Source organism: Spirosoma spitsbergense DSM 19989 (assembly GCF_000374085.1).
Classification (GTDB): domain Bacteria; phylum Bacteroidota; class Bacteroidia; order Cytophagales; family Spirosomataceae; genus Spirosoma; species Spirosoma spitsbergense.
The window spans coordinates 1-6070 of the sequence record NZ_KB893465.1 but is presented as its reverse complement, the minus strand read 5'-3'; the positions used below and the strand labels follow the sequence as shown (position 1 = coordinate 6070).

Sequence of the window (6070 nt, the reverse complement as noted above, 5' to 3'; positions counted from 1 at the left end):
GGGCAGGTTAGCTACTATTGTACTCAGTAGGGCTGGTCCTTGCATAAAGGCGTTGTTTGGTTTGGATGTCAGATACCCAAAACTAACACGCCTTTTTCATATCCCTAAAAATTGACGAACCATTGTAAAGCGATAAGTCTTCTCTTGATTGGGGCTGAGGTAACTCCCGTTTTGTTTCCTGTACTTTGTCTTTGGATTGCTCCCAGGCGAGGTAATTAGGCTGCTGTTTTAACGCTTCCATTCGTAACGCTATACGTTCTTCCTGACTTCCTTTCTGCAAAGTGTTCGCGTAGTGAAACGTTTCGGTTAAAGGGCGGTCATACCCAAACTGCCGGTCAAACTGTTGTTCGGCTGCCTGCTTGAAGGCCGTCCGGTCAAATCCACCCTGCACCGCTCCCTGCGTAGTCGTCCGGTGGTTGGTAGCGGGGCTTAGTTTAAGAGGATGCTTCCGCTCAATTGTTTGCGCTTCTTTTTGCTCTTTGTACCGTGTTAAGTCTTCCGTCCGACTGACAATAATGTGTACGTGCGTTTGGGGTCCTTCCTTCGATTCACCCTCTACGCGTTGTTGTTGCTGCACCGCTTTATCCGTATGGGAAAAGCTCCGCGCCTGCTCAATCTTGGCGAACCAAACGAGGTCTGCACTCTTTATCCCCTTTCCAAACTGACCAGCGTATTTGTCCATCGTTGATTTTGTAAAAGCTTCCAATTTTTGAAGGTCATTGCCCAGGGGATTTAGTTCTGACTGACTCGGACTCAAGATGACCTGGTAGTATTTATCTTCTTGTTGACCTAAGTGCTTTCGATTCGCGTCAATACCCGTAACTACCTGAGTGGCGTTAATATTCCCTTTGTCGTGCGTGAACCAATCACCCTGACTTTCTTTTTCTAAATATTGTACTAAACCAATACAGCTTCCTTTACCTCCGTTTGTAATCTTGGCTACCATAACAGGAATAGAGAATTAAATCAGTTCGTCTTTTTTATCAAATCCTCATAGACGGCCCGAAATCGCTCTGTTTGAAATTCGGGTTTAAACGCTCCGCCAATGGTTCGTATCTGCGACTGACGAAGCGTCTTGGGTAAGTCTTGGGTAACGAGTTGAAGGAGTAATTTAATATCGTCACTAATGGGGCGAATTAGCTCGTTTTCCTGCTGACGAATAAAGGAGACCAGTCGTTTGTCCAAGGCTTTTATGGCGTCCGTTGGGTTATCCGCTTTAGGATCTCGGGGATCGGCATGGGTGGCTTTGAAGTAGAAAATCATGGCTTCCAGCAGGCCTTTTTTAGATAATCCGTAGCTGTCTGCCATCCGTTCAAACTCGGAAAACAGATCAGCCGAAATCAATACTTGCTTGTCTTTTTCTTTACTTTTTTCCATAAAACTCAGTTATAAATCAGTTTTTTATAGTTGATAATCAGTTGTTTAAGACAAAAACTCAGTTATGACCTGAGTTATTTGGGCCGTTAAACACATTCACCTGAGTTCAGTTTTTTGAATAACGAATTGACAATCAGTTGTATAAGGATAGATTTGTGGATACAAAATGAGCTTGGTACTGTTCCCGCTCGCTCTATAAATGAGAAGAAATCAGTAGAGGCTTGTACTAGTCTTCGCTGCACTCCAATACGCAGTTTAGCGCAAACGTTTGCTGAAGTTTAGCAAAGGCGTCCAGCGTTTGGCTAATGTCTCTCTCTTCATGCAGGGCCGTTACAATGAGCCGAAGAATCATAGTCCCTTTTGGAACGACGGGATATACAACAGGGCTACAAAATACGCCATAGGTATAGCGAAGCTCTTTTAGAAAAGCAGACGCTTCTTTTTCTGAACAGGTCAAATAAATGGGGGTTATGGGACTACACGTATTGCCAATGTCGTACCCCATCGCTTTCAATCCTTCCTGGAGCAATCGGGTATTTTTCCAGAGCTTGTTTCGTCTCTCTATCCCTTCTTGGGCCAGTAACTTTAACTTGAAAAGGACACTGGCTACGGTCAGTAAAGGCAGGGTGCGACCAAATGTTTGCGAACGTAAATTGTACTTAAAGTAGTCAATGAATTCTTTTCGGGCGGCTACAAATCCCCCCGTGGTAGCCAGAGCCTTGGCAAAGGTGCTGATATAAATGTCTACTTCGGGCATCAATTCCCCAACTGATCCGTGCTCACCAAAGCTCATAAATCCGTGAGCATCGTCTACGAGAAGGGTAAAATCATAAGTCTCTTTCAGCCTAAGAATGTCCGCTACATTGGCTGTATCCCCTCGCATACTGAACACACCATCGACTAAAACCAACACTTCACTGCCGGGCTGAACTTTAGAAAGCAGCCTGCCTAGTTGAAAAATGTCATTGTGTCTATAGGAGAATTTGGGGCCTTGATGAAGCCTGACTCCATCAATCAAACTGGCATGAACTTGCTGATCATAAATGATGGTATCATGGCGATCCACCAGGCTATCCACGACGGACATGATGCCTTGATAGCCGAAGTTGAGTAGCAAAACATCCTTATCTATCAGTTGACTAATTTCATGCTCTAACTGTTCGTGATACGCAGTATTTCCGGTTAAGAGACGTGACCCGGCGGGATAACCAGAACCGTATTTTTTAACAATCTCGACTTCTGCTTCTATTACCCGTTCATCAGATTGTAACCCCAGGTAGTCGTTGAAGCTCCAGACTATCACCTCGTTACCCTTAAAATTCATGCGGCTTTTTAAAGGTCCCTCGAGCTTGGGATAGACGTATTCGTTTTCATATTGAGCGTAGCTAGTTAGACCAGTTTTCTTTTGGTTGAGTTTTTCTAAAATGCTCATTCGTTATGTCAAATATGATCTATAGGTAAACCATACTTATAACGCATAAGGTTAAAAAATTTGCTACAATCTTTTATTAAAATTAAAGATTTTTGATAAAACTATCTGAAGAAAAAAAACGCTATTTTGATGCGTATTGATAGCCAACCGACTCCAACGGGCGTGATCACTGATCTGACTATGAATCTGCCAGGTCCTCAGCTCTACTATACGCGTACCGGCAGTCTGACCATTACGGACAGGAAGTTAGTATCTCAACAAGGTGCTAATAGTCTATACCGGGTTACCGGCACGTTCACCGCATTGCTCAACGCTACCGGCCTGGGGACTACGCCTGGCAAGGCGATCAACACAACAGGCACATTTGATTTACTCTTACTCTCAAAATAACACCTTATATGGTACCAACTTTTCTCCAGAAGCGCCGAACTGCTGGTCACTCGCTGCGCTCACCTATTATCCTATTTTTTCTCCTGGTATTGATCGTTGTTTACATAACAGCCATTTCCTTTATCATTGCCGATCGTACGTATACACAATCCGGAAAACTGGCCACCATTGTAATGCTGCTGGTTATGGCGTTGGGGTCTTTAGGCCTGTTTGAACGACTAAGACGGTAGGGAGGATTCTGTAGAAAATCGATAAAATAAACGGTTAAAGCGACTTTATTCTTCACTCAGTAAACTTGTAAACTTGTAAATTAGTTCGCAAGTTTACTGATGCTGATTAACTCTTATACCATTTGAATGCACTTTCTATGCAGGTGTCCGCTAATCTGGCGAATTTGCCCGGAATGTGTCAGCTAGCCCCAATTGCGTTATTCATTCATAATCATATCGCCAAAAATGGCACCTATGGATTTAGCTGATCCACTTCGAAGGGTTGGCCCCTGAGGAAAAAGCGAAAGCGTTGACTGGGCTGTTTTAGACGCTGGCTTGGTCCTGGGTTTGGGATCTTTCAACTGATCAATACCAAGCGATTTGACTAGATAAGCCGTTGGATTCTTGACATTTTGCCGAACACCGTTGGCTAATTCGGAATCAACCCGGAAAAAAGTATCCAGCAGGCCATGATCAGACAAAATATGATCTTTTTGAAATCCTTTAAGCTTATAGTTCTTCATTAACTGCCATGCCGTTGTATAGGCTTCATTAATGGACATGTTATTGACTACACTCTGATCCTGCTTAACGGCATCAATTGCTAGCTGCTTAGCTGTTTTTACATAGAAGGTCAGTTCGGACACCTTCTTGCCTTCTTTTTTAGTAGCCTGCCATTCTAGATTTATATCAGCCTTTTTTCTTAGCTCCCGTTGGGCAACTACTAAAGCGTTAGAACAAAAGTCATTAAATCGATACGTTTCGGGACAATTAAGCATCATACGAAGCTCAGTAACGGGATAGGTAAACTGATGCTGTCCCCGATTATGAAACATACTCACAATTTCAAACATCCGTTGCGCGTAGACGGAGGAAAGAGAAAGCATTACATCAATATCATACTTAGTATAGCGTTGGCCCAGTTCAGCAAAGTGAGGCACTACTTCGGCAAACATGATCAAGGTAATGACTTTTCGGCCATCAACCATAGCAGACTTAACACTGGGGAAGGGTGTTATGTAGTGAAAATCATTTGTCTTATCATTTCGATACATCAACCTTTTTTGCTGGAGCGTATCGGCTGCATCAGCTATGAGGTTGTATCGATCTTTGGTGAGCTCCGTGTAGGGAATGTGAAATTTTACGTTGCTATCCGACTTCAATTCCCCTTTCACAGCCATGTGGCCAATTTGATTAACCACCAGCACAACAATCTTCTTTTCAAGTTCAGTGAACTCATGACGAGACTCTGTAAAGAGATTAGATTGGTAATTTGTCGGGTGTTTATTAAAAACAGAATTTGTGATCTTAGGTATCTCTGAAAGGATCTGGTTCATGGCTGAGAGTCAGGTCGGAACGATGTAGTAAACATAAATACAAGTTTTGATATAATCAAACTTGTATTTATGTAGATTAGGTCAAGTTGCAGGATTCTACCTCGACGTCGCAGGAGATTTCAGCTACCTTAGATAAGTCTTCCCTTTATCACTGTTTGGTGTTTCATTGATGATCAGTCAGAAAATTGTAATAAGTCTTTACATCACTTACTGATCCTGTAAACATGGTACAATGAAAAATAATGTAAGTTTAGCATAAAGACCGGAAGCAAAATTTTGCAAACTCATATCCCTTTTCGAACTTTTAATTTGCTAATCAGCTGAAAACCAGCAGATATGGCCTAATAACTGTTTTGAATTAGTGCATCCCTTATTTACTCAAAGAAACCATAGTAGTACCGACTAAACCTTGTAATTGTCGGACAAAAACCTCGCCGTTTCACTATAATCCCGCCAATACCGGTCCCAGAATATAATTTTTACCCTAAAAATATAGTCTTTTCAAGTACAATTTTAGATACCGATTAAACCTTGTATTTAAAAAACTGCACCGATTAAACTTGGTATTTGCACCGATCAAACCTAGTATTTAGACCGATCAAACCTAGTATTTAGGTTTTCTTATAACCGATCAAACCTCGTAATTGCACCGACTAACCCTTGTATTTACCGTTATAAACTACTGAAAATCTGATACTTATAGGGCTCTTAAATCAATCAAACAAGCTATTGATAAAAAGGATAAGTGATCAAAGCGAAAAATTTGGTGTAAAGGGGAAAGAAGGCAGTTGCAAACAAAGAATCACTTATTTACTTTTATAGTAAATAAGTGATCTATACTTTAAGCTTGTAATGATGCCCAGAAAACCCGCCAAACGAAACGACGAAGCACCCCTTTCTGCCCTGCGCACCGTCCTTAAAACACAGGCCATCGCCCTGACACCGGGTATCAACCAGATCAGCAATCCGCCCCCAGCTGATTCCCACCTGGAATACTACTTCATTCCCATGCAGTATATGAAGCAGTACCAAGCCTACAACCGGCCGGGTAAGCCCCTGAAAAACCTGAAACTCATTAATTATGAGAAACCCGCCATTTCCCTGTCTTTCTTTTTCAAGCATAAGTATTCCATTGAACGGGCCGTCACCCATGGTGATGTCGTGCAGCACATCAAGAATTACCGGGACGAATTATTGAACTTGTCCTTAATGCAGCAGCTTAGCGTGGGCCAGCTTAAAGAACTTCAACAAACGGACGAACTATTACGCACCATTCGGGAAGAGCCCGATGCTTACCAGGCCTGCTTTTCTAATTATCACCACAA

General features: G+C 42.4%; 6 protein-coding genes and 1 pseudogene. 3 read left to right on the top strand and 4 right to left on the bottom strand.

Features of this window, described 5'->3' with window-relative positions; all coding sequences use genetic code 11:
* Positions 1–82: 82 nt before the first annotated feature.
* The 3 genes from B157_RS0109355 to B157_RS34860 all read right to left on the bottom strand — a co-directional run bounded on the left by B157_RS0109355 (position 83) and on the right by B157_RS34860 (position 2809).
* The gene (locus tag B157_RS0109355; RefSeq protein ID WP_020603080.1) at positions 83–946 is read right to left on the bottom strand and encodes a DUF5712 family protein; all 864 of its coding nucleotides are present in this window, start codon (positions 944–946) and stop codon (positions 83–85) included.
* A gap of 20 nt (positions 947–966) precedes the next feature.
* Positions 967–1377 (bottom strand): BfmA/BtgA family mobilization protein, encoded by a 411-nt coding sequence (locus tag B157_RS0109350; protein ID WP_020603079.1) that lies wholly within the window; start codon positions 1375–1377, stop codon positions 967–969.
* 226 nt (positions 1378–1603) lie between these two features.
* The gene (locus B157_RS34860) at positions 1604–2809 is read right to left on the bottom strand and encodes an aminotransferase class I/II-fold pyridoxal phosphate-dependent enzyme (RefSeq protein WP_020603078.1); all 1206 of its coding nucleotides are present in this window, start codon (positions 2807–2809) and stop codon (positions 1604–1606) included.
* Between the two features lie 129 nt (positions 2810–2938).
* Here B157_RS34860 and B157_RS0109340 point away from each other — a divergent pair, with 129 nt between their 5' ends.
* Entirely contained in the window at positions 2939–3199 is a 261-nt protein-coding gene (locus B157_RS0109340) for a hypothetical protein (RefSeq protein WP_020603077.1), read from the top strand.
* Positions 3200–3207: 8 nt separating this feature from the next.
* Positions 3208–3429, top strand: coding sequence for a hypothetical protein (locus B157_RS0109335; protein ID WP_020603076.1), 222 nt, complete (start codon positions 3208–3210; stop codon positions 3427–3429).
* A gap of 197 nt (positions 3430–3626) precedes the next feature.
* On the opposite strand, the gene B157_RS0109330 is transcribed toward B157_RS0109335, so the two are convergent.
* Positions 3627–4745, bottom strand: a complete 1119-nt coding sequence (locus tag B157_RS0109330; RefSeq protein ID WP_020603075.1) for a replication initiation protein — start codon at positions 4743–4745, stop codon at positions 3627–3629.
* Between the two features lie 852 nt (positions 4746–5597).
* Here B157_RS0109330 and B157_RS34855 point away from each other — a divergent pair.
* Positions 5598–6070, top strand: a pseudogene (locus tag B157_RS34855) (hypothetical protein); the annotation flags it as partial.

Bases quoted from the DNA above. Each gene is read 5' to 3' on its own strand.
- B157_RS0109355 (WP_020603080.1), bottom strand. From the start codon at position 946: ATGGTAGCCAAGATTACAAACGGAGGTAAAGGAAGCTGTATTGGTTTA.
- B157_RS0109350 (WP_020603079.1), bottom strand. From the start codon at position 1,377: ATGGAAAAAAGTAAAGAAAAAGACAAGCAAGTATTGATTTCGGCTGAT.
- B157_RS34860 (WP_020603078.1), bottom strand. From the start codon at position 2,809: ATGAGCATTTTAGAAAAACTCAACCAAAAGAAAACTGGTCTAACTAGC.
- B157_RS0109340 (WP_020603077.1), top strand. From the start codon at position 2,939: ATGCGTATTGATAGCCAACCGACTCCAACGGGCGTGATCACTGATCTG.
- B157_RS0109335 (WP_020603076.1), top strand. From the start codon at position 3,208: ATGGTACCAACTTTTCTCCAGAAGCGCCGAACTGCTGGTCACTCGCTG.
- B157_RS0109330 (WP_020603075.1), bottom strand. From the start codon at position 4,745: ATGAACCAGATCCTTTCAGAGATACCTAAGATCACAAATTCTGTTTTT.